Genomic DNA, 25,384 nt, shown 5'->3' with positions numbered 1-25,384 from the left:
TGATACCGCCTTCTGGGCCGACCACCACCGCCAGGGCCGAAGCAGCGGCAACGTCGGGCAACCCGGCAGCCGCCGCGTCGTGCAGGACCAGAACCGTCGTGCCTGCGGCGACTTGTTCGGCGACCCACGCCACCAACGCGGCGGTACCCAGGACGCCGTCCACCGGCGGCACCCAGGCCCGCCGCGATTGCCCGGCCGCCGCCCGGGCAACCGCTCGCCACCGCCGCAGACCCTTGTCGGCCCGCGAACCGTCCCAGCGGGCGACACAGCGGTCGGCCTGCCACGCCACGAACCCGTCGGCGCCGGCCTCGGTGGCCAGCTCGATCGCCAATTCGGACCGTTCGGATTTGGGCAACGCCTGCACCACCGTCACCGATGGGGCGGGCGCGTCGACAACCCTGCGATCGACTACCCGAACCCGCAACCCGGCCCGGTCGGCCTGCTCGACGCGGCATTCGGCCAGCACGCCGGCGCCGTCGCCCAGCGTCAGCTGCTCGCCGGGGCGGATCCGGCGCACCGTCGCGGCATGGAACCCGGCGTCACCGCCGATGTCGACCAGCGCACCCACCTCGGGCAGCGCCCCGACATAGAACAGGCCGGCCAAGTCTCAGCGGCCGCTGAACGTCTCGCGCAGCCGGCTGAACAGTCCGCCGCCGTGCGAAGCGTGTGACGTGCGAACCTCGGCGGTCTCGCGTTCGCGGTGCTGCTTGAACTGCTGCAGCACCTCGATGTCGTGCTGGTCCAGCCGCTCGGGCACCACCACCTCAACGTGGGCGTGCAGGTCACCGCGCGCCCCGGAACGTAGCTGCGGCATGCCGTGGCCGCGCAACACCAGGGTGGCCCCGGGTTGGGTGCCGGCCGGGATGGTGATGTCGGTCGGGCCGTCGAGGATCGCGTCGACAACCACCGTGGTGCCCAGCGCCGCGTCGACCATCGGCACCGAGAGGTGGCAGTGCAGGTCGTCGCCGTCGCGGGCGAAGATGTCGTGGGGCTGCTCGTGCACCTCGACGTAGAGGTCGCCGGCCGGTCCGCCGCCGGGTCCCACCTCACCTTGAGCGGCCAGCCGGACCCGCATCCCCTCGCCGACACCGGCGGGGATCTTCACGCTGATATCACGGCGGGCCCGCACCCGGCCGTCGCCGGCGCACTGCTGGCACGGGTCCGGGATCACCTCACCAACTCCGCGGCAGGTGGGGCACGGCCGCGATGTCATCACCTGGCCGAGCAGTGAGCGCTGCACGGTCTGCACCTCACCCCGGCCATGACAGGTGTCACAGGCCATCGGGCGAGAATCACCGTGGGTGCCGCGCCCCTGGCAGCGATCGCAGAGCACCGCGGTGTCGACGGTGACCTGCTTGGTCACCCCGGTCGCGCATTCGGTGAGGTCCAGGCGCATGCGCAGCAGCGAGTCCGACCCCGGCCGGACTCGGCCGATCGGACCGCGCGAGGTGGTGCCGCCGCCGAAGAAGGCTTCGAACACGTCACCGAGACCGCCGAAGCCCGAGTAGCCGCCGAATCCGTTCCCGGCGCCGTTCTCCAGCGGGTCGCCGCCGAGGTCGACGATGCGGCGCTTCTCCGGGTCGGACAAGACCTCGTAGGCGGCACTGATCTCCTTGAACCTGGCCTGCGCCGCCTCGTCGGGGTTGACGTCGGGGTGGTACTTGCGAGCCAGCTTGCGATATGCGCGCTTCAGCTCGGTGTCGCTGACGCCCTTATCGACGCCCAGCAGTCCGTAATAATCGCGTGCCACGACTGACCTTTCCCAACTTCTGCCGACCGGAGATTATCGGGTTCCGAGCACTTCACCGATGTAGGTTGCAACGGCAGCAACACTGGCGATAGTTCCCGGATAGTCCATCCGGGTGGGACCCAGCACCCCCATACCGCCGAACACCGTGCCCTGGGAACCGTAGGCGGTGGACACCACCGACGCCCCGGCCATCTCCTGCGCCTCGGTCTCGTGACCGATGCGCACCGTGACTTTACCGGCTTCCTGCTGCGCCGCGAGCAGCCGCAGCACCACGACCTGCTCCTCGAGTACTTCCAGCACCGACCGCAGCGAATCACCGAAGTCGGCGGCATTGCGGGTCAGGTTGGCGGTACCGCCGAGCAGCAGTCGCTCCTCGCGGTGCTCGACCAGCGATTCCAGCAGCACCGTGGCCGACCGCCCGACCGCGTTGGCCAGGCCCGGCGACAGCCCGCTGCGCCCGTCCAGGTGCCCGGCGAGCTCGGCAACGGCGGTGGAGGCCGCCGAGATCCGCTTGCCGTCCAGCGCCGCCCCGAGCAGTTCGCGCAGCTGGGACAGCTGGTGGTCGTCGATCGCGTCGCCGAGTTCGACGATGCGCTGGTCGACACGGCCGGAGTCGGTGATGACCACCAGCAGCAGCCGCGCCGGGGTCAGCGCGATCACCTCGAGGTGACGCACCGTGGACACCGACAGGGTCGGGTACTGCACGACGGCCACCTGGCGGGTCAGCTGGGCCAGGGTGCGCACCGCCCGGCGCAGCACGTCGTCGAGGTCGACTCCGGAGTCGAGGAACGACAAGATCGCCCGGCGCTCCGCGCTCGAGAGCGGTTTGATCTCGTCGATGCGGTCGACGAACTCCCGGTAACCCTTCTCGGTGGGCACCCGCCCGGAGCTGGTGTGCGGCTGGGCGATGTAGCCCTCGGCCTCGAGCACGGCCATGTCGTTGCGCACCGTCGCCGAGGACACCCCGAGGTTGTGCCGCTCAACCAGTGCCTTGGACCCGATCGGTTCCTTTGTCGCGACGAAGTCTGCGACGATGGCGCGCAGCACCTCGAAGCGACGATCATCAGCCACACCCATAGCACTAGATTACTTTCTGGGACGTTCCCCGGCGCGAACGTGCGCGTTTGGACGCCGACACGCCGGGATCCCGGTACATCTGCGCACGCTCGCGCAGAAGAGAGGAACGGCATGCCCGACTTCCCCTACGCCGATCGCTTCACGGTGAACCGCGTGCTACCCGAACGCGGCCGCTCACGCGAGGAGGTGCTCGCCGAACTGCGGGAGATGGCGCGTGCCGAAGACCCGACCTGGGAGACCGGCAAGGTCTCCGGGACCATGTACTGCGGCGACCACGAGCACTACCGCTTCCTCGACGAGGCGTTCGGGCTGTTCGCCCACGTGAACGTGCTGCAGCGTGACATCTGCCCGTCGGCGACCAAGTTCGAGGGCGAGATCATCGCGATGGCCCTGGACCTGATGCACGCCGACGCGGTCAGCGATGGCGAACCGGTGGGGTTGGTCACCACCGGCGGCACCGGCAGCATCATCCATGCGCTGCTGGCCTACCGCGAGCACGCCGCCAAGCACCGGGGCATCACCCGGCCGAACTTCATCAAGCCCGAGACTGGCCACCCCGCGTTCGACAAGGGCTGTCACCTGTTCGGCATCGAGATTCGCCGAGCCCCGATCAACCCGCAGACCACCGAAGTCGACGTCGACTGGGTGGCCGACAACATCGACGAGAACACCATCGCGATCATGGGGTCGGCCTGTAACTACGGCTACGGCACCGTCGACCCGATCCCGGAGCTGGGAGAGCTGGCTTTGTCGCGCGGGGTGGGGTTGCATGTCGACGGCTGCCTGGGCGGGTTCGTGCTGCCCTTCGCCCAGGAGCTGGGTTATGACGTCCCGCTGTTCGATTTCCGGGTGCCCGGGGTCACCAGCATTTCGGCGGATAACCACAAGTACGGCTACTCCTTGAAGGGAACGTCAACGGTCCTGTTCCGCGACAAGGCCTACCGCAACGCGCAGTACTTCTACCTGCCGGACTGGAGCGGCGGGAAATACCATTCGCCGGGCATCGAGGGCTCCCGCTCCGGCGGGTTGATCGCCGCCGCATGGGCCTCGATGGTGCAGCTGGGCCGCGAGGGATACCGCAACTACGCCAAGGCGATCCTCGAGACCGCGTTTGCGATGCAGGACACGGTGCGCAGCCATCCGGAGCTGACGATCATGGGTTCGCCGACGTTCTGCTTCGCGTTCCGCTCCGACGAGTTCGACATCTACCACGTCGCCGACGCCATGAAGCCCAAGGGCTGGCGGTTCAACGGCCAGCAGTACCCCAACGCCATCCACATGGCGGTCACCCGGCCGCAGACGCAGCCCGGGGTGACCGCGGCGTTCGCCGCCGACCTGGCCGAAGCGGTGGAGTACGCCAAGAAGCAGACCGCCGCCGGCGCGGCACCGATCAGCGCCGCGGTCTACGGCGGCGTGCCCGGCGGAATGACCGACGAGGCAGCCCAATTCATCGAAGGCTTCATGGAGCGGATGCTCGACACCCAGCAGTCTCTGCCGCCGCTATGACCCGCGCTGAGACGGTGCTGGCCGGAGCGCCGGCGAAGTGATGAGGAGGAGCGGCGCCAGATGAACCGCGACCGCGTCGTCCTCGCCGTCGACCTCGGTACCGGTGGCCCCAAAGTCGGATTCGTCGCCCTGGACGGCACCGTACTGTGGTCGGATCTCATCGCGGTGCCGACCACCTACGGGCCGGGCGGGGCGGCAACCCAGGATGCCGGGCTGTGGTGGGCGATCATCCGCGACGCCACCCGACGCGGCCTGGCCGACAGCGGCGTGCACGGCGACCAGGTGGCCGGGGTGTCGATCACCGGGCAGTGGGCCAGCACCGTCGCGGTCGACGCCGACGGCCGCCCGGTCGGTCCGTGCGTGATGTGGATGGACACCCGGGGAGCGCCCTACAGCCGCAAGGTATTTGGTGGCCGACTGGCCGGCTACCGACCGCGAGCATTACTCAGCTGGCTTCGCCGCAACGGCGGCATCCCCTCGCCCAGCGGCGACGATCCGGTCGGGCACATGTTGTACCTGCAGCACGGCGACCCGACGGTGTTCGCCAGGGCCCGCTGGCTTCTGGAGCCGGTGGACTACCTGAGCATGTGTTTCACCGGGCGCGCCGCGGCGTCGCGCGCCTCGATGATGGGCGCCTGGCTCACCGACAACCGCGACCTGACCGTGCTCGACTACGACGACGTGCTGGTGCGACTCGCCGGCGTCGAACGGGCCAAGCTGCCGCCGCTGGTGCCGACCGGCTCGATCATCTCACCCGTAGCCCCGGCAGTCGCCGCTGACCTGGGTATTTCGCCTGTGGCACAAGTGGTTACCGGAACCCCGGATATGCACAGCGCGGCGGTGGGCTCCGGTGCGGTGCGGCCGGGCGAGCTGCACCTGACCATCAGCACCACCTCATGGATCAGCTGCCCGATGACGGTCAAGAAGACCGATGCGCTGCACCAGCTCGCGACGGTGCCAGGACTCGATCCGGCGAGCTACCTACTGGTCAACAATCAAGACACCGCCGGCCGGGCACTGCAATGGTTGCGCGACAACCTGTTCGATGACTTCGATTACCCTGCGCTGACCGCATTGGCCGCCGATGCGCCGGCCGGTTCCAACGGGGTGATCTTCACCCCCTGGCTCAAAGGCGAACACTCCCCCATCGACGATCGCAATGCCCGCGGCGGCTTCCACAATCTGTCGCTGGACACCACCCGCGCCGATCTGGTGCGCGCGGTGCTCGAAGGAGTGGCCTACAACAGCCGCTGGCTACTCGACTGCGTGAACCGGTTCACGAGCACTCATGGGCCGATCCGGATCGTCGGTGGCGGTGCCCGCTCGGAGCTGTGGTGCCAGATCATCGCCGACGTGTGCGGCCGCACCTGCGAACGAGTCGCCGATCCGCTCAACGCTCAGTTGCGCGGTGCGGCCCTGTTTGCCGGTATCGGGATGGGCGAACTGGACCGCGACGAATTACACGACCTGATCCCTCTCGACGGCGTCTTCGAGCCGGACGCGGGCAACCGTGCGGTCTACGACCGGCTGTTCGCCGAATTCCCGCGCCTCTACCGGACGCAGAAGGGTATGTTCGCCCGGCTCAGCCGTTCTTGAGTGCTCCCGCGCCCGGACCGCCGGCTCCGGGAGACTCAGTGCGGCAGCCGGCCGACGATCTCCTCCATCAGCTCGTCGGCCCCGTTCTGGGACAGCATCCAGCCGTTCTGGTCGGTGAAGGTCACCGGCTTGGTGATGGGGGCCGGCAACCCGGGTCCGGTGGCGGTGATATCGGCGCTGACGGTGTCGGGACCGGTGGACGCGATGTCGGCCGCAGTGAAGGTCAGCGGAAGCCCACCGTGGTGGCCCAGTCGCCGCAGTTGGTGGTCCAACACGTCGGCTTGGTGCCGCTGCAGACCACCGGCCACCAAGCCGCTTTTCACCTCGGCGGGAACCTGCGGATCGACCAGGTTGTCCAGGATTCCGGTGAGTTGCTCGGCGCTCGGCAGGCTCGCCGCCGGTGGCGGGTCCTGCGGAAGCGGCGCGTGAAACACCGTGAGCGGCGGCTGGTTCGGCACTTCGGCGACCGCCACGCCCGGCACGGCGATCGCGGCCGCCAGGCCCATACCGACGGTGAGCAGTTTCACGGACATAACCACGCCTTTCTGATTGCGTCGAGCAAAAACCATGGGGTGAGTCTTCATCCGAGGGTACGTGGCATCGACGCGATCGTGGCCGGGCTATCCCCGTTCGGCCGCCATCGCATCACGAAGGCTCTTGGGGCGTAGGTCGGTCCAATGCTGTTCGACGTACTCCAGGCAGGCCGCGCGCGCTGCGCCCTGCTCGCCCCCGTAGACCACCCGCCACCCGGCGGGAACCTCGGCGAAACTGGGCCAGAGGCTGTACTGGTCCTCATCGTTGATCAGCACGTAAAAACTACCGTTGTCGTCGTCAAAGGGGTTGGTGCTCATCAGTTCTCCTCGTTATTTTGACCGCGAGCAGTCGCCAAAGCCCCCTCAGGCGGCGCCGAAAGGGGGCTTTCGCGACTGCTCGCCGGGATGTGGGCGCCCAGGATCCGGTCGGACAGCAGACCCAGGCAGCTCAGGTTGGGAAAACCCGGCCCCTGGGTCAATCCGGCCAAGTTGGGCAGGAACAGTTTCGGGGTGACGCCGGCGACGGCCAGATCGTGGCCGACCGCCTCGGCCAACCGGTCCCCCGACAGCGGCCCACCCAGGCCCAGCTCCAACAGGTCCAGGGTGTCCTGCCCGAACAGCGACACGAACCACAGCGGGTCGGCCCCGGAACCGTCGATCACCAGGTCGAAGCCGTGTACGGTCTCGAAGTTCTCACCGCCCCGATTGGTGCTCAGCGTCAACCGGATCCGACCGTCACGAGCCACTGCGTGCGCCACCCGCCCACGGAGGTGCCGGATGCGGTCGTCGGCCAGCAGCGCGTCTTGCACCCGTGCCGAGAACACCCCTCGGTCGGTGCGGGCCAGCGCATCCCGTCGCTCGGTCAGTGTCAGCGCGGACCAGTCGGTCGGATCGGAGAACAGCGCGTTCTCGAAGAAGCCTTCTCCGCGGGTGAACAGCGTCACCTGCGGGGAGATCACGGTGATTGTCGAGACACGGTGCCGGAACAGTTCGTTGAGCATCGACGCGGCGGTTTCCCCACCACCGATGACGGCGACACGCTCCGCGCTGATCCGGTCGGCCGCGGCCCGGTGCCAGAACTGCGCGATCGAGAGCACCAGCGGGTTACCGGGCAGGATCGACCTCTCGGCCTGGCCCGGACCGGTGATCATCACCGCGTCAGCGGCCACTTCGGTCTCCCGGGTGTGCAGCGCCCAGCCGTCGCCGGCCACGGCCAGCCGATCGACCTCGCCGGGGATCACGGTCAGTGCCACGGCGTCCGCGACCCAACGCAGGTACTGGCTCCATCGCAGATGGGTGGGCGCCGGACGGCCCCGGTCCACCCATTCGGCGAACTGTCCGGTGGCGATCAGGTAGGACTGCCAGCTGTACCGGGTCATCCGCTCGTCGAGTTCGGCGTTGCGGCCCGCCACCAGCGCCGAGCGATACGGGAAGCCGACGTCCTTCTCCGGGCTGGTTCCCAGTCGGTGTGCCCCGTCGGTCCACCCGCCGGTCGCCCGCCAGTTGGCGGCCACCTCGGTGCGTTCGACGGCGACGATCTCCGGTGTCTCGACGCCCATCTCACGCAACACCGCGGCCTTCGCGGCCACCGCGACCGCCTTGGCGCCTGCGCCCACCACTGCCAGGGTTCTCATGACAGCTCCTCCACCAGGTCACGCAGGGCCCCGGTGAACAGTTCCTGCAGTTCGGCGATCTCGGCGTCGCCGAGGATGTCGGGCAGCGTCCGCCACTGGGTCATCACCACCGCGCCGGCCCCGAGGTCGGCCACCGCGGCGAAGATGCCCAACTCGTGACGCACCGCCTGATCGGGTTCGGGCACCGACGGCAGGCCGGCGATCAGGTCGGGCGCCAGGACCGGCCCCTCCCCGACCCGGTCGACGCGGCCAAGGTAGTTCAGCAGCAGTTGCGGACCCGGATGGCCGGCGAACCGGGCTGTGGTGTCATCACGCAGATAGGCCAGTAATCCGTAATCGATTCCGCTGCCGGGGATCTCGGCCAGTGCCCGCGCGACCCCAACCGGGTCGGCCTGATGAATTCGCAGCGGGTAGATCGACGTCAGCAGCCCGGCGATGTCGGCGGAGTCGACCCGGCGGCCCTCGTACACCAAATCTTCGGCGCGCCCGTGGGTCTCCAATGCCAGCAGCGGTGCCGGGCCCTGCTGCCCGCGCCGAGTCCGCCAGCCCCGGATCATCCGCGCGGTCGCCGCCACCAGCAGATCATGCATCGGCGCACGCGAAGCCAGCAACGCTGCGGTGACTTCCGGGTCGGCGACAGCCACCGAGACCGTGAGGTCACCGGCGCGGTCGTGGTCTGGACGGACCCTCCGAGAGCCCAGTTGGGGATCGTCACCGGTGATCTGCTCGGCCCAGAAGTCCACGGTGTCCAGGCTTTGCGCCCGCGCGCTCAGCGCCGCCGCCCAGCGCCGGTAGCCACTGCGCTCGGGCAGCGGATCTGCGCCGGCCAGCGCGGCCTGCAACTCGCCCAGAACCACCTGCCATGACACCGGGTCGAGCGCCAGCACGTGTGCGCACAGCAACAGCACGCCGGTCCCGGTGGGCGGACGCAGCCATACCGCCCGCAACAGCACCCCGTTCTCGGGGTCCAGATCCGCCAACAGCTTGCCGCCGTGCTCGGTGACTGCAGCGAGATCAGTCAGCTCGTCAGGACCGACGGTGATTTCGCTGAGGACGTCGGCAGGTTCGACCGGGCACAGCGTCAGCGTGTCCGGGTCGAGCCGTGCGCGCAGCACCGGGTGCGCGGCGACGATCGCGGCCAGCGCCGACCGCAATTGTCCCCCGTCGATGTCGGCCGGCACCCGAACCGCCTCGACTTGCCCGAGCCGGCGCGGGCTGCCGTACTGGTAGAGCCACCGGCCGGCCGGCAGCAGTGGCATCGGCCCGTCGTCCGCGACGGCCACCGCGGCGGCTTCGGCAGCTTCAGCGGCTTCACTATCCAAGGCGGCGGCCATGTCCCGGATCGTGGTGCAACTCAATGCGGTCCGCGGACGCAACGACAGTCCGGCCCGGCGGGCCGCCCGCACCATCGCCAACGCCACGATGCTGTCCAGGCCCAGGTCGCGTAGATCGGTCTCGACGCCGGGCGCCGGGCTTTCCGGCCCGCCGAAGATCTCGGCCATCAGCTCGACCAATATCCGCTCGGTCTCGGTGGCCGGCTCATCGCCGTCGCCGACAACGGGCCCGGCCCGGGCGAGGAGCGCCAGCAGCTCTTCAGCGTCCAGCTTTCCGTTGGGGGTCAACGGCATCGACTCCACCACAACGATCCTGGCCGGCACCAGGTACGCCGGCAGCCGGGCACTGACCGCTGTCCGCACCCGGGCCGCGTCCAGGCCGGTGCCGGTGACGAATCCGGCCAGTTGCGTTCCGGTGGCGCCGTCCACGGGCAGCACCGCTGCTGCCGCGACCCCGGTCGCCGCGGCCAGCGCTGCTTCGACTTCGGCGACCTCGACCCGGTAGCCGCGCACCTTGACCTGGTCGTCGGCGCGGCCCAGGTAGATCAGTCGGCCGTCGGTGCGGCGTCGCACCAGGTCCCCGGTGCGATACATCCGGCCACCGGCGTGAAACGGGTCGGCGACGTAGCGGGCCGCGGTCGCGCCGGCCCGGCCCAGGTAGCCGCGGGTGACCTGCGCACCGGCCAGGTACAGCTCGCCGACCACCCCGTCGGGAACCTCCCGCAACGCAGAGTCCAGCACGTGAGCGGTCATGCCCCGCACCGGTTCTCCGATCACCGGCAGTTCGGTGTGAGCGACGTCGGCGACGACAGCCTCCACGGTGGTCTCGGTGGGGCCGTAGCAGTTGTGCACGGCGACCGACGATGCCGCCGCGACCGAACGCAGCCTCGTCCAGACGTGCGGGGCGATCGCCTCGCCGCCGAGCGCCAGCACGGTGAGGCGGTGGGCGGCGTGCGCGTCGAGCAGGCCGGCATCGAACAGCTGGGTGAACATCGACGGCGACGTGTCGATCATGTCCAGCCGGTGTCGGCGGACACCGTCGATGATCGCCTCGGCATCGCGCATCTCCGCTGCCGAGAACAGGTGCACGGTCTGCCCGCCCAGCAGGCCGACCAGCGGCTGCCAGCTCGCGTCGAAACTCAGCGACCAGGCGTGCGCGACGCGCAGTGGCCGTCCCAGCCGGGCCATCGCCGGCGCATACATGCGCTGCTGATGGTCGGCGAAGTACGACGTCAGCGCCCGGTGGGTGCCGATGACGCCTTTGGGCTCGCCGGTGGAACCGGAGGTGAAGATGACATAGGCGGCGGAGTCCGGGTGGATCCCCGCCGGTGTGGGGCGCCGCCGCGCAGCATCGGATCGCAACTGGGCCAACAGCTCGACGGTCAATGTGAGCTTCGGATCAGCTTGGCGCAGAATCGATTCGATCCGCTCCTTCGGAAGATCGACATCCACCGGCACGTAGGCTGCTCCGGACTGCAGCACGGCCAGGATGGCGATGACCGAATCGGCCGAGCGCGGTAGTGCAATCGCAACCCGGTCCTCGGGTCCGATGCCGCGCCCGGCCAGTGCCTGTGCCAGCCGGCTCGACTCGGCCTCCAGTTCGGCATAGGTCAGGATCTGCTGCTCGCCGGTGAGCGCCGGGCTCTCCGGATGGCGTGCTGCGGCGGCGGCGAACAGTGCCGGCACGGTCCCCGCCGGCGCAGCCACCGGCGAGCCGCGGCGAGACCGTTCGACGGGTAACAGTACGTCCAGGTCGGCGACGCGCGGCCGCGCCGGGTCGACCAGTTGGCGCAGCAGCTGCAGCAGTCGCCGGCCCAGGTCCGGCACCGACAGTTCGCCCAAGGCCTCCGGCACCGCTTCCAGCAGCAGGGTGAGCCTGCCGTCGCGCGGCGGGTAGCTGACCACGGTCAGCGGGTAGTGGGTCAGGCTCGCCACGGTGACCGGGATGAACTGCACTCCGTCCGGCGTGGTCACCCCGGCTGCCGCCGACCCGATCGGGGCGTTCTCGAAAACGAGCAGGGTGTCGAAGACGGCGTTACGTGCGGCCCGTTGCACCGATGCCAGGTTGAGGTAGCCCAAGTCGCGCATCGCTGCGGTATCCCGTTGCAGGGCTTGGCAGACCGCGATCACCTCGGCGCCGGCCGGTGTGGCGGCGACTACCGGAACGGTGTTGATGAACAGGCCGACCATGGATTCGACGCCGGTGAGCTGCTGGGGCCGGCCCGACACCACCGCACCGAATCCCACCTCGCGACGGTCGGTGAGCCGTCCAAGCAGCACCGCCCAGGTGAACTGCAGCACGGTGTTCAAAGTCAGCCCGTTTCGGCGGGCCCACTCGGTCAGCCGGGCGGTGTCGTCGGGATCCAGGGCCACCTCGTAGGTCTGCGGCATGACGCTGCCCAGCTCGGTCCGCTCGCCGTCGGCCAGGATCGTCGGCGCGGTCAGTGGCGCCAGATAGTCGCGCCACCGCTCGGTGGCGGCTGCGACATCCTGGGTCGCCAGCCAGCCGATGTAGTCGCGGTAGGGACGCGGCGCGGGCAACGGGTCGGTGCCGCCGGCACGGTAGATCGCCACCAGTTCGTCGAAGAACACCGCCATCGACCAGCCGTCGACCAACAGGTGGTGCACGGTGAGAATCAGCCGGTGCCGATCGGGCGCCGAGCGAGCCAGCACGAAGCGCAGCAACGGGCCGCGGGCCAGGTCGAAACTGGCAGTGCGTTCACTACGTGCTATCTCATCGAATTCGTTTGGTGTCGCGTTGATTTCCCGCCACGGAAGCGTGACCTCGACCGGTACGATCTGCACCGGGTGCGGCAGGTCGACATCCCAGAACGACGCCCGCAGGTTGGCGTGCCGGCCCAGCATGGCCTCGGCACTCCGGCGCAGCAGTTGCGCGTCGACAGCCCCGACGATGTCGATGACGAACTGCACGGTGTAGACGTCAACCCCGTCCGCAGCCGCCAACCCATCGGTGGCCAGCTTTGCCAGTGAGAACAATCCCTGCTGCAGCGGCGACAGCGCCAGCACGTCCTCGATGGATTGCGCATTGCTGCGCTGAGTTGTGGCCTCCGTCACGGTGAGTCGCCCCATGTCGCGGTGAGATCGGCCAGCGCATCGCTGCTCAACCCCGAGACGCTCATCGGGGCGAACGCCGTGTCGACGGCAGTGTCGGTGCCGCCTCCGGTCGCGGCAAGGCGGTCGGCCGCGGCGGCCAGTCCGGCGAATGTCGGGTGCTCGAAGATCATCCGCGGGTCGATGTCCAGTCCGGCGGCGCGCGCCCGGGCGGCCAGTTGCACCGAGAGGATGCTGTCGCCGCCGAGCTCGAAGAATCCGTCACTGCGGCCGATACGTTCGACGCCGAGCAACTCGGCGCAGATGCCCACCAGTGTCTTCTCGGTGGCAGTCACCGGCGGGTCAGCCGCTCCGCGCGTGGCCACCGCCGGCTGCGGCAGGGCCGGCCGATTCAGCTTCCCCGAGTCGGTCAGTGGCATGGTTTCCAGCACCGTCAGCGACGACGGCACCATGTAACCGGGCAGCTCCGCGGCCAGCGCGGCGCGCACCGATGCGACGAACGGCGCCGCGTCGGCGACCGGCTCGGCCGGCACCAGGTAGCCGGCCAGTGTGGTGGCGCCCCGCTGCTCCCAGGTCCGGGCGGCAACCGTCGCCACCCCGGGGGCAGCGCGCAGCGCGGCCTCGACCTCGGCCAGCTCGACCCGGAAGCCACGCACCTTGACCTGGTGGTCGGTGCGGCCGACGAACTCCAGTACTCCATCGGTACTCCAGCGGGCCCGGTCCCCGCTGCGGTAGAGCCGGTCACCGGGGCTGAACGGGTTGGCCACGAATCGGGTGGCGGTCAGCCCGGGCCGCTTCCAGTAGGCCTGCACAATCTGCGGACCTGCGTAGTAGACCTCGCCGACGACACCGGGCGGCACCGGCCGCAGCGCGTCGTCGAGCAGGTAGGCCTGCGAGCCGGGTGTGGGCCGCCCGAGTTTCGGTGTCGGAGGGGTCAACTCGCCGCGCACCGCGGCCCCGGAGGTCTCGGTGGCACCGAAGTTGTTGAGCAGTTGGGTGTCCGAGTCGAGCACCGCGGTCAGCCGGGCCAGCAGGTCCGCGGAGACCGGCTCGCCGCTGCAGACCAGCCGGCGCAGACCTCGTACCGCATCGGGCGCCGAATCCACCAGCACCGAGATCAGGCTGGCCACCGCGGTCACCTGGGCCACCCGCTCGGCCGTGATCAGCCGGGCCAGGGCTTCGGGATCGCGGAACTCGTTGTCGTCGGCCAAGATCATCGTTGCCCCGGCCGCCAGGCCGGCCAACAACTCCATCCCGCCCTCGAGGAACGTCATCGACGACTGGGCAAGCCGGATGTCGTCACCGTGCACCGGGTAGTGGGCCAATTGCCAGTTGAGTCGGGCGCTCATCGAGCGGTGGGTGCCCAGCACTCCCTTGGGCACGCCGGTGGAGCCGGAGGTGAACACCAGATACATCGGGTCGTCCGGGTGCGGCACCGGAAGGACCGTTCCGTCAGGGTCTTTCGCCAGCTCGTCCTGCACGTCCGCGTCGTCCAGGCACAGCAGCGTCGCCCCGTGCGGCATCGCGTCACGCGTCGTCGAGCTGACCACGATCACCTTCGGCGCAACCGGGTCGGAAAAGACGTCGTCGACCATGAACTCCAGGCGCTGCCGCGGATAGCCGGGGTCCAGCGGGAAGTAGCCGGCACCTGCCTTCATGATCCCGACCAGCGCCACGGCCAGGTCCAGGTCACGCCGAACCGACAGGCCCACCAGGGTTCCGGGCTGCACGCCCGCCTCGATCAACAGCCCGGCGAGCCGGTCGGAGCGGCTGTGCAGCTCCGGATAGCTCAGCTCGGCTCCAGCGCAGCGCACCGCGACACCGTCGAAGCTCCGGCTCGGGGCGAGCACCTCGGCGATCGTCTGCGGGTCAGCGTCGCCTATCGACGCTCCGTTGCTCCATTGGGTGAGGATGCGGTCACGTTGCTCGTCGTCGATCAGGCCGATGTCGCGCAGTGTGCGCTCCGGCGCGCCGGCCATCGCCGCCAGCACCCGGCCCAGCCAGTCGGCCAGTCGCTGCACGGTGGATCGTTCGTAGAGGTCGGTGCGGTAGATCAGGTGGCCGTCGTAGCCGGCGCCGTCGCCGCCGGTGGCGGTCGTGGCGAACAGGTTCACCGACAGGTCGGCGTGCGCGATGTCGAACGTCGGCATCACGGTGCGGAAGACCAGGTCGTCTTCACCATCGCCGCTGTCTCCGCTGCTGATGACATGGGTGACCTCGGCGGCGTCGCGTACGTGCACCACCACCTGGAACAGCGGGTTGCGCGACAGCGTCCGGACGGGGTTGAGCGCTTCGACCAGTCGATCGAAGGGCAGGTCGGCGTTCGCGTAGGCCCCCAGCGCCACTTCGCGTGCCCGCAACACGACATCGCGCAGTGTCGGGTTGCCGTCCAACCGGTTTCGCAGCACCAGGATGTTGACGAAGAACCCGACCAAGTTATCCAGGGCGTTGTCGGTTCGGCCGGCGACCGGAACACCGAGCGGGATGTCGTCGCCGCTGCCCGCCAGGTGTAGCAGCACCGCAACCGCGGCCTGCAGCACCATGAACTCGGTGGCGCCGGTGTCGCGGGCCAACGCCGCCAGCCCGGCCCGTACCTCCGGGGTGACGGTGAAGGCGACGGAGTCGCCGGCCCCGTCGGCGGTGGCCGGCCGCGGGAAATCGGGCCGCGGGCCGGTGTCATCGGCCAGTCCGGCAAGTTGTTCCATCCAGTAGCGGCGCTGCGCGTCGATCAACCCGGATTCGTCAAGCAGCAGCTCACCCTGCCAGTGCGCGAAATCGGCATACCGCAAAGCCGGCAGTGGCCACGACGGCGCACTACCGGCAGCCCGGCACCGGTACGCGATCAGCAGATCGGTGAAGAGCACCTCGACCGACCAGTGGTCGGCGGCGATGTGGTGCACCACCAGTGACAGCACCCGCTCATCGCCGGGTAGGTGCAGCAGTGCCGTCCGGATCGGCCAGTCGTGCTCCAAGTCGAAGGCGCCGGCCCGCTGTTCGTCGAGCCGGTCACCGGTCCACCGCTCGACCGCCTCCGGATCGCTTTCCGGGCACCGCAGTTCGGCTATCTCGACCGGTACGGGCGGGTTGATGATCTGGTGGGGCACTCCGTCGATCTCACAGAACGTGGTGCGCAGGCTGTCGTGGCGGGCCACCACGTCGTTGATCGCAGCGGTCAGCGCGGCGGTGTCGCAGGGACCGGTGAGCCGGGCCGACAGCGGGATGTTGTCGCCGGTAGCCCGCGGGTCGAGCCGGTAGGCGAACCAGGTGCGCAGCTGAGACGCGGACACCGGAAGCGGCCCGGTTCGGTCCACTGCGATCAGCGGCGGGCGACCCGGCCCGGAGTCCCCGGCCGGCGCCCGATCGATTGCGGCGGCCAGCCGGGTCACCGTGCTTGCCTCGAAGATGTCGCGGACGCCAATCTCAACGCCGCATCGGGCTCGGATCTCGGCGACCAATTTGGTGGCCAGCAGCGAGTGACCACCGAGGTCGAAGAACGAGTCGTCGGCGCCGACCTGCTCTCGGTCGAGTAGCTGCGAGAACAGTTGCGCCACCGTATGTTCCGTGTCGGTCTGCGGCTCTCGGTAGGGGGCCGACTCGATGGGCCGCGGGTCGGGCAGGGCGGCTCGGTCGATCTTGCCGTGGGCGGTGATCGGGATGTCGTCGACCACCACATAGGCCGCCGGGGCCATGTATTCGGGCAGCGCGGCGGCGACCCGGGCCTGGATCCGGGGGATCTCAACCGTGTCCTCGCCCGCACCACGCTCCGCGGGTGTCAGGTAGGCGACCAGGCTGCGGCCGAGCGCCGGCAGGTCGGACACGACTACCACGCACTGACCCACGCTGGGGTCGACCGAAATGGCCGAGGCCACCTCGCCGAGCTCGATGCGAAAGCCGCGGACCTTCACCTGGTCGTCGGCGCGGCCGATGAATTCCAGGTCGCCGGCAGCGTTGCGGCGGGCCAGGTCACCGGTGCGGTACAGCCGTCCTCCCCGCGTCCACGGGTCGGCGACGAAGCGTTCCGCGGTCAGGCCGGGACGGTCGAAGTAGCCGCGGGCGACATGTGTTCCGCCGATGTAGATCTCGCCGATAACCCCGACCGGCACCGGCTGCAGCGCGTCGTCGAGCAGCCACATGGTGGTGTTGATGTTCGGACTGCCGATCGGCACGACCCGGTTGCCCTGCGCGCCCTCCACCTTGTAGCGCGACGAGTTGACCACCGTCTCGGTGGGGCCGTAGAAGTTGTGCAACATCGCATCGAAGGTGGCATGGAACTTGTCCGCCAGCTCGCCCGGTAGCGGCTCGCCGCCGATCGGGATGCGTCGCAGGGTGCGCCACTGTTTAACCCCGGGCAGCGACAGGAACAGCCCCAGCAGTGAGGGCACGAAGTGCATGGCGGTGACGCCCTCGCGCTGCAGCAGATCGGTCAGGTAGCCGATGTCGCGCAGCCCGTCGGGGCGCGGAATGACCAACCGGGCGCCGTTGCCCAGCGTGCCGAACAGTTCACCGATAGACACGTCGAAGCTGGGCGATGCGACCTGCAGCAGTACGTCGGTGTCGTCGATGCCGTACTCGTCCCCGAACCAAATCAGGTACTCGGTGATCGGAACGTGGGACACCTCGACCCCCTTGGGCAGGCCGGTCGATCCCGAGGTGTAGATGAGATAGGCCAGATTATCCGGCCGGAGCGGGCGCACCCGGTCGGCATCGGTCGGGTCGGTGTCGGGACGGTCGGCCAACGCCTCGGACGTGAAGGGCTCACGCATCACCAGGGCGGCCCGGGCGTCGCCCAGGATGAACTCGATGCGGTCCGGCGGATATTCGGGGTCGACGGGAACGTAGGCCGCGCCGGCCTTGGCGATGCCCAGCGCAGTGACCACCAGGTCGACCGAGCGGCCGAAGAGCACCGCAACCTTGTCTTCGGTGCCGATACCGGCGGCGATGAGGTGATGCGCGATCCGGTTGGCACGGGCGTTGATCTCGGCGTAGGTGTAGCGGCCGTGGTCGTCGACCACGGCGATGGCGTCCGGGGTCAGCGCCGCCCGGTCGGCGACCAGTGCGCCGAGCGTCGTCGGAGTGGCGCTGAAGTCCGGCCCGCGAGAAGCCGTTTCCAGCCAGCGGCGATCGTCGTCTCCGAGCATGTCGAGTTCGCTGACGGCCGCCTGCGGTTGCGCGACGGCGGCGCCCAGCAGTTGCACCAGGTGTCGCAGCAGCTGCTCGACGAGCGCTTCGTCGAGCACGTCGTGCAGGTATTCGGCTTCGATCAGCGCGCCGCGGTCGCGGGAGCCGCCGGCCTCGACCATGATCCCCAACGGCAGCTGGGCGATCTTGCCGCGGTAATCGGCTCGGACACAAGTTATTCCGTCCGGGTGGAAACCTTCACCGCCGCCGGCCCGGAATCCGAAGCTGAGCCGGGTGAGCCGCTCCACGCCCCCGTGCCGGCGGTCCGGGTTGAGCTCACGGACCACCCGGTCGAGATTGATGCCTTGGTGGGCGAACGCACCCAGTGCGCTGTCGCGGGTGCGGGTCAGCAGGTCGCTGAACCGGTCGGATGCGGTGACCCGAGCACGCAGCACCACGGTGTTGCCGAAGTAGCCGATGGTCTCCTCGGTGCCGGCCGTTCGGTTGAGAACGGGTGAGGCGATCAGGAAATCATCGGTGCCGGTGTAGCGGTAGATCAGCGCGGACAGCGCCGCCGCGACCACCATGTAGGGCGTTGCGCCGTAGTCGCGGGCCAGGTCGGTGATGCTGTCCATCAATTCGGCCGGCAGCGGCCGGGTGCACAGCCCGGCCCGCAGGGTGTGGGGCACCGCGGAGCCGCGCGGGCCCGGCAGTTCCAGCGGGTCGGGCGGCGCGGCCAGCAGGGTGCGCCAGTAGTCCAGGTCGGCGTCGTGATCGGAGACCGGCGGTGTGCTGACAACAGCTGCGGGTGGGCGGGCGGCGAACGCGTCCGGGTCGGTGTAGGCGGCGGTCAGATCGGCGAAGAAGACCGGCCAGCAGGCGTCGTCCCAGGCGATATGGTGGGCGACCAGCAGCAGAATGTGTTCGTCGGGCCCGAGGCGGATCACGGTGAGCCGCAACGGGGCATCGGATTCGAGCCGGAACGGGGTGGCGAACTCGCGCTGGGCCAGCACCTCCAGCCGCAGTGCCCGGGCCTGTCCGGCGAGCTCGGTCAGGTCGTGTTCGGTGTAGGCCGGTGTGACCGCTGCGACCACCGGCCGCGGTTCGCCGTTGTCATCGACGCGATATGTGGTGCGGAGCAACGGGTGACGGTCGGCCACCGCGGCCAGAGCTGTGCTCAACCGGTCGCTGTCCAGCCGGCCGGACAGCCGGTAGGAGACCGAGATGTTGGCGACGGTGCCGTCGGGGTCCAGCGCCTGGACGAACCACATCCGGCGCTGCCCATCGTTCATCGCGGGTTCGGCGGGTTCGGTGGCCGGCGCGGTGGCCGGCGCGGTGGCGGCCAGCCCGCGTTCGGCGAGCCTGCGGCGCAGCAACTCCAGTCGCAACTCGGTCGCGTCTGTCGACTGGTCGACGGTGTTAGTCATGGGTGAAAACAGTCCTTTCCGTCGCCGCGGCAGCAGCGGTGTCATCACGGAGCGTCGCGGTCAGTTGCGCCGCGGTCATGCCGGCCAGCAGCGGTCCGAGCGCCACCCTTCTCCCGGTGGTGCGGGCCAGCCGCTTGCGCAGGTCCAGGGCGAGCAGTGAATCCATGCCGAGGTCGACCAATGCCCGATGCATGTCGATGTCGTCGGTGCGGTCCAGGCCGAGCACCGCCGCGAGCTCGCCGACCACGACGTCGCCGACCGGGCGATCCCCCGATATGACACTCGCGGGTGCCGCGGTGACGTCGAAGGGAGAGGGAACGCCCTGGCTGTCGAAGAACACCCCCAGCCGGTCGAAGTCGGCGGCCAAAATCGCCGGGTCGTTCGGCGTGGCGCTGAGCCCTGCGGTGATCGCGGCCTCGGGCGCCATCGGGGTCAGACCCGTCCGGGCGATCCGGGTCTTCTCGTCGCCGCTCACCACGGCCACGCTTTGCCACAATCCCCACCGGATCGAGTTGGCGCTGCGGCCCTGCGCCCGCAGCCGGCTCACCAGGGTGTCGGCCATCCGGTTGGCCGCTGCGTAGAGGCCGTGTCCCGAGCCGCCCCACAGCGCCAACACCGACGAGCAGACCAGCACCCGGGCGTCGGACCGCTGCGGCCAGTGCCGCACCAGATTGTTCAGGCCGATCACTTTGGCGCCGAGGGCGTCCCGAACCGCTGCCTCGGTGATCTGCTCGGCGGCGACCGCTTCCGCCGACGCGGTATGCACCACGAGCCCGGACGGGGCCGGGTGGTGCTCGGCGATCACCGCTGCAAGTGCGGCATCGTCGGTGATGTCGCACCGGATCGCGGTGATGCGAGCCCCAGTACGCACACGCAGGGCATCCAACCGGTCCGCGGTTGCATCGGTGTCGCCGCTGCGGCTGAGCAGGCTGATGTCGCGGGCGCCGTGGTCGGCGCAGAACGCCGCGAAGGCCATCCCGATGGCGCCGGTGCCGCCGCTGATCACCACGACCTCCGGGATTGCGGGCACGGCCGGGGCGGCATCGGATCGCACCAGCCGGCGCACCGAAAGGCGGCCGGCGCGCACCGCGACTTCGGTGTCGGTCAGGCTCAGCGCGGCCACCGCGGCGCCGATGTCGTCGGCGGTCGGATCGACCGGCAGATCCAGGTGCGCGAACGTCTGGTCGGGGTGGGCGAATCCGGTGCTGCGGTGCAGTGCCGCCAGCGCGGCGGCCTGGGGCCGCGGCGGCGGGTCACCGTCGAGTTGCTCGGCGCCGGCGGTGATGAGCCAGACCCGTCGGCAGTGCACTCCGAGCGCCGGTGGCGCCTGGGCCACGGCAGTACCGGTGAACGCGGCTGCCGCCGCGGTGATCTCGATGTCACCGGCAGGGGGTGCGACGAGCACCAGCTGTTCGGCATGTGCCAGGTCCGCGGGGTCTGCGCCCATCGCCGCGATCAGTTCTGCCGCGAGCTTCGGGGATTGCCCGGTGTAATCGATGACGGCCATCCCGGCGGGCCGATCTTCCGGAATCTCGATCGATTGCCATTGTTCGTTCATGACCACCGGCCTCCCTGGGCGCGGCGCGGGGGTTTTCCTGCCGGCCCACAGCCGGGTGGTGTGCATCGGCGCGTGCGGGAAATGGCGCAGCGGCGCGGCGGCCGGCGCGGCGAAATCCCGCCAGCGGTAACCGGGGTCGGCGACGGCCGCGGCGGCGATGTTGGCGGCCAACGCCTCGCCGGCCGGCTGGTCACGGTCGGTGCTGGCCAGCACTTGGGCGGTGCCGGCGACATCTCCGAGCGGCACGAGCAGGGTGGGATGCGCCGACATCTCGATGAAAGTGGTGACACCGCGCGCCACCGCAGCGGCGGCAGCCAGGTCGAACCGCACCTGCTGACGGAGATTGTCGAACCAATACTGCCGGAAGGTCTTTCCCGGCGGTATCGGTCCACCATACACCGATCCGATGAATTCCACCGGGGCGCCGTGGAATTGCGCATCCGGTAACTGCGCGGTCATGCGGTCGCGCAGCGGCTCCAAGACGCTGGTGTGCGCCGGGTAGCGCACCGCCAGCTCGCGGGCGAACACCCCGCGCCGGTCGGCGCGTTCCAGGATCTGCTGCACCGCAGCCCATTCGCCGGAAACTACGACCGACTCGGGACCGTTGATCACCGACAGCTCCAGCCAGCCCGAGACGCCGGCGATGAGTTCGGCGACGTCGTCGGCGGCCAGCGCGATCATCGCCATGCCGAAGCGGCCAGCGGCGTTGTCGGCCAGCAGATCGGTCAGTTCCGCCCGCGCGATCACCACCGCAGCCGCGGCATCCAGGTCCACCACTCCGGCGGTGTAGGCGGCGGCGAGTTCCCCCAGGCTGTGACCGACGGTGATGTCGGGCAGTACGCCGAAATGGCGCCAGGTGGCGGCCAGCGCCGCGGCGTGCGTGAACTGGGCGGCCTGCACCACCACCGGATCCGGATCGTCGGCGCCGCGCAGATAGGTCAGCGGCGAGGCGTGCCCGGCGCGGCGGAATGCATCCTCGCAGCGGTCCGCCTCGGCGCAATAGGCCGCAATTCCGAACAGATCGGCGCCCATGCCCGGCCACTGGTTGCCCTGCCCGGGAAACACGAAGGCGATGCGGGCGGCCTCTTGACGGTGCGACCGGGCCACCAGCGGATGCTCGACCTCGTGGTAGACGGCGTCCAGGCCGCTGATCAGTTCGTTGGTGTCACGCGCCCGAATCACGGTGCGGTACCGGCGGATCGGGCGGGTGGCCCGCAGCGTTTGGGCGACGGCCCCGACCCCCGCGGGCCGGTTGCGCAGGTAGCGTGCCAGCGCGCCGGCTTCGGCCTGTACCAGGTCGCGGGCGTGTGCCGAGATGAGGACGGGGGTGCGGCCGTCGGGCAGCGCGGCCGGGTGACTGTTCAGCACGCCGCCACCGCCTGGCTGTCGCGGCTGTCATCGACAGCGACGATCACATGCGCGTTGGTGCCGCTCATCCCGAACGCCGAGACCGATCCGATCCGACGGCCGTCGCTCGCCGGCCAGGCGGTCAGGGCGTCGGCCAGCGTGATGCCCCCGCCCTCGCCGCCGTCCCAGTCGATGCCGTCGTGCCACCCGTCGTCGACGTGCAGCGTCGGTGGTATCGCCTGGTGTTCGGCGGCAAGCAGCACCTTGCTCAGGCCGAGCGCACCGGCCGCGGCCTGCGTGTGCCCGATGTTGGATTTGACCGACCCGAGCCGCGGTCCAGCGCCCGGTTCGGTGGCTGCGCCGTACACGTTGATCAGCGACCGCAGTTCGACGGGGTCACCGACCCGGGTGCCGGTGCCGTGCCCCTCGATCATGCCGACCTGGCGTGGGTGCACGTCGGCGTCGACCAGCGCGTGCCGGAACAGCCGCTGCTGCGCCTGCTCACTGGGGGTGAGCAGCCCAGTGGTGTGGCCGTCCTGGTTGAGCCGGCTGGCCAGGATCTCGCCGTAGATGTGGCGATGTTCGCGCAGGGCGGCCGACTTGCGCTGCAGCACAAAGATTCCGGCGCCTTCGGCCCATACCGTCCCCGAGGCGGCAGCACTGTAGGGCCGGCAATGGCCGTCGTCGGAGAGCGCGTGCTGCTTGGAGAACTCGACGAAAAAGCCCGGTGAGCCCATCACGCACACACCACCGGCGAGCGCCATGTCGGTGTCGCCGGTCCGAATCGCCTGGATCGCCAGGTGCAGCGCCGACAGCGCTGACGAGCAGGAGGTGTCGACGGTGATCGCCGGTCCGGCCAGCCCGAGGGTGTAGGCGACGCGACCGGAGATCACCGACAACGCGGTGCCGGGTAGCAGGTGACCGCTGTGCTCGGAGAACTGAGCCATGTCCGGGCCGTAGCCGGTAACGGATGCGCCGAGGTAGACGCCGACGTCGTGGCCGGTGAGTTCGTCCGGGTTGATCCCGGCGTCCTCGCACGCACGCCAGGCCACTCGCAGCGCCACCCGCTGCTGCGGGTCCATTGCGACGGCTTCGCGTGGCGCGATGCCGAAGAAACCGGGGTCGAATTCGGTGGCGCCGGAAAGGAACCCACCGGAGTCGCAGAGCCGTTTGAAGCCGTCACGGTGTGATCCGTCGATGAGTTCGCGCACCGCCCAGTCCCGGTCGTCGGGAATGGTGCTCAGCGCTTCGCGCCCGTCGGCCAGCAGTGACCAGTACTGCTCGGCGGTCTCGATACCCCCGGGCGCTTCGACGCCCAGACCGACTATGACGACCGGATCCTCGCACCGGTCAGGCATTGGCGATGATCCGATTCGCGAGAGTGTCAATGTGCTCGTAATGGTAGAAATGCCCGCCGTCGTACAGCGAGATCGTGCAGTTGCCGGTGGTGTGGTCGGCCCAGCGCTTCAGCAGGTCAGTGCCCACCCGGTCGTCGGATCGGCCGCCGAGCACGTTGATGTCGGCGCGGATGGTCGCCTCCGGCGCGCACCGGTAACGGTTGAACGCCTGGTAGTCCGCGCGCACGGGGGTCAGCAGCAAGGCGAGGAATTCCTGGTCGGCGAGGATTCGAGGGTCAGTGCCGCCGAGTTGCTCCAACTCCGCGCGCAGCTCGGCATCCCCGGTCGGCACCTTGCGCAGTCCGGCCACCGCGCCCGGTGCCGGCCCCGCCGAGGCCCACAGTCGCTGCACCTCGATGCCACGCTGTTCGGCAAGGCGGGCGAACTCGAATGCGACGATGGAGCCCATGCTGTGGCCGAACAGCCGCAGCGGGCCGAGTTCCTCCCAGGGGCCGGCGTCGAACAGTCCTTGAGCCAACTCCGGCAGAGTCTCGGCGGCGGGTTCGCGAAACCGGTCGGCGCGCTGCGGGTACTGCATGACGTAGGTGTCGACGCCGCCGGCCAACGCCAGCGCCAGCGGGCGGTAGTTGACGGCCGCGCCGCCGGCGTGCGGGAAGACCAGCGTTGCGGGGCCGGGGCCGGAGAAGCGGCCGATCCAGGTGGGAAAACGCGCGACGGCCGAGATGTCGTCGCCGGCCATCCGATCTCCTCCGCGCACTCGCTGGGTGTTAGTAAAGGCTGCCCTAATTTCCCCGGGTAAGGTTACCCCCATCGGGGGCGGCCGGGAAATCCGGGCGAGCGCTCCGCCGGTTTGCCGGCCGGCGCCCCACCGAGCGTGTACCGGGACCGGTTTCTCGCCGGTTTCATCGCAGGGAATGCGCGTTCGGCAATGGCGGGCCCGCCACCTGGGCCACACTCCTGCCCATGATGGATGTCCGCGCCACGATCGACACCTACCTGCGCGCCTGGATGCAGCAGGACCCAGACCTCATCGTCACGATCTTCACCGACGACGCGACCTACCACGAGCGGGTACTCCAGGAACCGATTCGCACTCGAGCAGGGATCCGCGACTATTGGCAGACCAAGGTCGTGGAAGGCCAAGCCGACATCGACGCCCGGCTGCTCAACCTCTACCGCGCCACCGACGGCACCACGGTGATCGCCGAATGGCAAGCCACCTTCGATGACCGCGTCCAAGGGCAGCGCAAGCGGATGCGCGAAGTCGCCATTCTGGAGTTCGCCGGGGAACAGATCGCCAGCCTGCGCGAATACTGGGCGTCAGAAGTCATCGGCTGAGGGCATCGGCCGCCGCCCCGAATCCCGCTGTGCCACCGCCAGATACAGCTGCCCGGCTGCGTCCATCCGGGCCGGATCGGATTCCGCGGCCGGGCGAGCCGCCTCATCCACGTACGACGACGTTGTCGAACCCGGAGATGCTCACCTCGGGATCCCCGAAGCGGTAGGTCACCCGGTTGTCGACACCGGATGTGGTGATCGCGGGCGTGAAGTCGACGGTGATGATGTTGCCGATGCCCGAGACGGTCAATCCCGCGCACCGGCCGGTGAGCGTGATCGTGTTGCGGACCCCGCTCACCGAGACCTGGTTGCCGGCGCACGCCAGGGTCTTGTCTTGCCCGGCCCCGGAGACGGTGATGGTGTCGGCGCGGCCCGGCGTCGGGTTGGCCGGCAACGCCGGGGCGGGCGGCGCCACCGGGACCGATCGCGATGGTGTCGGCGCCGCAGTGCTGGGCACGGTGGGGAACCCGGGCGTCGTACCGGTTGGTCCGCGCGAGATCAGGAACACCGCTGCGGCGGCGACCGTCACGAAGACCGCCGCCATCGCGCGGACCGCCACGGCGGTCCCGCGCCCGTGGCCTGCCGGCGGCGATGCCGGCTCGGCGCCGGCCGAGGAGACGGTGACTTCGGCGGCTTTGGCGAAGTCCGCCAGCGGGCGCTCCAGTTCCCGGATCCGGGCCTCGGGGTCCTCGTCGGCGTTCACCGTAGGAATGATCGCACGGGAATCAATGGCGAT

Annotated in this window: 15 protein-coding genes; 3 read left to right on the top strand and 12 right to left on the bottom strand. The window is 69.6% G+C overall.

Annotation, left to right across the window (positions count from 1 at the left end; genetic code table 11):
• The 3 genes from DQP56_RS05935 to hrcA all read right to left on the bottom strand — a co-directional run.
• A partial coding sequence (locus DQP56_RS05935) for a 16S rRNA (uracil(1498)-N(3))-methyltransferase (protein ID WP_112684035.1) occupies positions 1-604 on the bottom strand: 604 nt, incomplete at its 3' end.
• A gap of 3 nt (positions 605-607) precedes the next feature.
• Positions 608-1,750 (bottom strand): molecular chaperone DnaJ, encoded by a 1,143-nt coding sequence (gene dnaJ / locus DQP56_RS05930; protein ID WP_112684034.1) that lies wholly within the window; start codon positions 1,748-1,750, stop codon positions 608-610.
• Between the two features lie 33 nt (positions 1,751-1,783).
• Positions 1,784-2,827, bottom strand: coding sequence for a heat-inducible transcriptional repressor HrcA (hrcA, locus tag DQP56_RS05925; protein WP_112684033.1), 1,044 nt, complete (start codon positions 2,825-2,827; stop codon positions 1,784-1,786).
• A gap of 111 nt (positions 2,828-2,938) precedes the next feature.
• Between hrcA and DQP56_RS05920 the strand changes: the two genes are divergently transcribed.
• Entirely contained in the window at positions 2,939-4,333 is a 1,395-nt protein-coding gene (locus tag DQP56_RS05920) for a pyridoxal phosphate-dependent decarboxylase family protein (RefSeq protein WP_112684032.1), read from the top strand.
• A 60-nt stretch (positions 4,334-4,393) separates the two neighbouring features.
• The gene (locus DQP56_RS05915; RefSeq protein ID WP_112684031.1) at positions 4,394-5,929 is read left to right on the top strand and encodes a xylulokinase; all 1,536 of its coding nucleotides are present in this window, start codon (positions 4,394-4,396) and stop codon (positions 5,927-5,929) included.
• A 35-nt stretch (positions 5,930-5,964) separates the two neighbouring features.
• Here the strand turns inward: DQP56_RS05915 and DQP56_RS05910 are convergent, their stop codons facing one another.
• The 8 genes from DQP56_RS05910 to DQP56_RS05875 all read right to left on the bottom strand — a co-directional run bounded on the left by DQP56_RS05910 (position 5,965) and on the right by DQP56_RS05875 (position 24,049).
• On the bottom strand, positions 5,965-6,462 hold the full coding sequence (locus DQP56_RS05910) for an MTB12 family secreted protein (protein WP_112684030.1): 498 nt from the start codon (positions 6,460-6,462) through the stop codon (positions 5,965-5,967).
• Positions 6,463-6,549: 87 nt separating this feature from the next.
• A complete protein-coding gene (locus DQP56_RS05905) occupies positions 6,550-6,780 on the bottom strand; it encodes an MbtH family protein (RefSeq protein WP_112684029.1) in 231 nt (76 codons plus the stop codon).
• Positions 6,780-8,096, bottom strand: a complete 1,317-nt coding sequence (gene mbtG / locus DQP56_RS05900; RefSeq protein ID WP_234825521.1) for an NADPH-dependent L-lysine N(6)-monooxygenase MbtG — start codon at positions 8,094-8,096, stop codon at positions 6,780-6,782. Before mbtG ends, DQP56_RS05905 begins: the two co-directional genes overlap by 1 nt.
• Positions 8,093-12,505, bottom strand: coding sequence for a non-ribosomal peptide synthetase (locus DQP56_RS05895; protein ID WP_234825520.1), 4,413 nt, complete (start codon positions 12,503-12,505; stop codon positions 8,093-8,095). Before DQP56_RS05895 ends, mbtG begins: the two co-directional genes overlap by 4 nt.
• Positions 12,502-19,047 carry a non-ribosomal peptide synthetase gene (locus tag DQP56_RS05890; RefSeq protein ID WP_112684027.1) on the bottom strand — a complete coding sequence of 2,182 codons (6,546 nt, stop codon included), beginning with the start codon at positions 19,045-19,047 and terminating at the stop codon, positions 12,502-12,504. Before DQP56_RS05890 ends, DQP56_RS05895 begins: the two co-directional genes overlap by 4 nt.
• Positions 19,040-21,973: an SDR family NAD(P)-dependent oxidoreductase gene (locus tag DQP56_RS05885; protein WP_112684026.1), complete on the bottom strand. Its 2,934-nt coding sequence runs from the start codon at positions 21,971-21,973 to the stop codon at positions 19,040-19,042. The genes DQP56_RS05890 and DQP56_RS05885 overlap by 8 nt, the downstream gene beginning before the upstream one ends.
• Positions 21,967-23,310: a beta-ketoacyl [acyl carrier protein] synthase domain-containing protein gene (locus tag DQP56_RS05880; RefSeq protein WP_112684025.1), complete on the bottom strand. Its 1,344-nt coding sequence runs from the start codon at positions 23,308-23,310 to the stop codon at positions 21,967-21,969. Before DQP56_RS05880 ends, DQP56_RS05885 begins: the two co-directional genes overlap by 7 nt.
• Positions 23,303-24,049, bottom strand: a complete 747-nt coding sequence (locus DQP56_RS05875) for a thioesterase II family protein (protein ID WP_112684024.1) — start codon at positions 24,047-24,049, stop codon at positions 23,303-23,305. Before DQP56_RS05875 ends, DQP56_RS05880 begins: the two co-directional genes overlap by 8 nt.
• Before the next feature lie 224 nt (positions 24,050-24,273).
• Here DQP56_RS05875 and DQP56_RS05870 point away from each other — a divergent pair, with 224 nt between their 5' ends.
• Positions 24,274-24,648, top strand: a complete 375-nt coding sequence (locus DQP56_RS05870) for a nuclear transport factor 2 family protein (RefSeq protein WP_234825519.1) — start codon at positions 24,274-24,276, stop codon at positions 24,646-24,648.
• 103 nt (positions 24,649-24,751) lie between these two features.
• Here the strand turns inward: DQP56_RS05870 and DQP56_RS05865 are convergent, their stop codons facing one another.
• On the bottom strand, positions 24,752-25,351 hold the full coding sequence (locus tag DQP56_RS05865; protein WP_112684023.1) for a DUF3060 domain-containing protein: 600 nt from the start codon (positions 25,349-25,351) through the stop codon (positions 24,752-24,754).
• Positions 25,352-25,384: the final 33 nt, after the last annotated feature.

The sequence above is a fragment of the Mycolicibacter senuensis genome (genome assembly GCF_003284925.1).
GTDB lineage: Bacteria > Actinomycetota > Actinomycetes > Mycobacteriales > Mycobacteriaceae > Mycobacterium > Mycobacterium algericum_A.
The sequence above is the reverse complement of the archived record's forward strand: the minus strand, read 5'-3'. Positions and strand labels throughout refer to the sequence as shown.

Coding starts and splice junctions, on each gene's coding strand:
- hrcA (WP_112684033.1), bottom strand. CDS start 2,827: ATGGGTGTGGCTGATGATCGTCGCTTCGAGGTGCTGCGCGCCATCGTC.
- DQP56_RS05920 (WP_112684032.1), top strand. CDS start 2,939: ATGCCCGACTTCCCCTACGCCGATCGCTTCACGGTGAACCGCGTGCTA.
- DQP56_RS05915 (WP_112684031.1), top strand. CDS start 4,394: ATGAACCGCGACCGCGTCGTCCTCGCCGTCGACCTCGGTACCGGTGGC.
- DQP56_RS05910 (WP_112684030.1), bottom strand. CDS start 6,462: ATGTCCGTGAAACTGCTCACCGTCGGTATGGGCCTGGCGGCCGCGATC.
- DQP56_RS05905 (WP_112684029.1), bottom strand. CDS start 6,780: ATGAGCACCAACCCCTTTGACGACGACAACGGTAGTTTTTACGTGCTG.
- mbtG (WP_234825521.1), bottom strand. CDS start 8,096: ATGAGAACCCTGGCAGTGGTGGGCGCAGGCGCCAAGGCGGTCGCGGTG.
- DQP56_RS05890 (WP_112684027.1), bottom strand. CDS start 19,047: ATGACTAACACCGTCGACCAGTCGACAGACGCGACCGAGTTGCGACTG.
- DQP56_RS05880 (WP_112684025.1), bottom strand. CDS start 23,310: ATGCCTGACCGGTGCGAGGATCCGGTCGTCATAGTCGGTCTGGGCGTC.
- DQP56_RS05875 (WP_112684024.1), bottom strand. CDS start 24,049: ATGGCCGGCGACGACATCTCGGCCGTCGCGCGTTTTCCCACCTGGATC.
- DQP56_RS05870 (WP_234825519.1), top strand. CDS start 24,274: ATGATGGATGTCCGCGCCACGATCGACACCTACCTGCGCGCCTGGATG.